At 57.1% G+C, this 559-nt stretch carries 1 pseudogene; it reads right to left on the bottom strand.

Annotation, left to right across the window (positions count from 1 at the left end):
* Positions 1–559, bottom strand: a pseudogene (locus JMF90_RS39750) (transposase); the annotation flags it as partial.

Below are 559 nucleotides of genomic sequence, written 5' to 3'. Positions count from 1 at the left end.
GAGCGATACCAAGCTCCTTGAACCGGGCTGCCTTGGCAGGCGTCAGATACATCTCAAGGCACACCAGCGAATCCATCTCGCGCGGCGAACCGATGACGAGGTGCCATCCCACTGGATATCCGGTGCAGACGTCAATTGCGAGCACCAGATAGATGGTCCGGGCGATGCCATGGGGCGTACGAACAACGAATGGCAGGTGAAGAGCATCCTGCTCAATCCGTGCGAACGGGAACGCTGCCCGTAACCGTTGCTTCGCGAACGACTTGCCGGCGACCCGGTTTAGCGGGTCCATCCGGTCGTATTCGGCATCGACGGTCAGGTCATGAATCCTGGCACACACGAACTTCCGACTAATAGCGTGCCTGGCAATGTGCAGGCCACGACGACGAGCTTCACGGTTGATGTATCTAGTCAGGTCGAGGACAGTCCACCCGGATTCCGTGACCAGAAATCGGTCCTGGATGACCTCTTCGACAAATTCGACGAGGTCTTTTGAATATCTGGCCGTCGCATTGCCCTTATTTTTGTCACCCTTGAGAACCGGCAAGCCGAGCAGTTG

It is taken from the genome of Burkholderia sp. E168m23, assembly GCF_016586125.1.
GTDB classification, from domain to species: domain Bacteria; phylum Pseudomonadota; class Gammaproteobacteria; order Burkholderiales; family Burkholderiaceae; genus Burkholderia; species Burkholderia orbicola.
The sequence above is the reverse complement of the archived record's forward strand: the minus strand, read 5'-3'. Positions and strand labels throughout refer to the sequence as shown.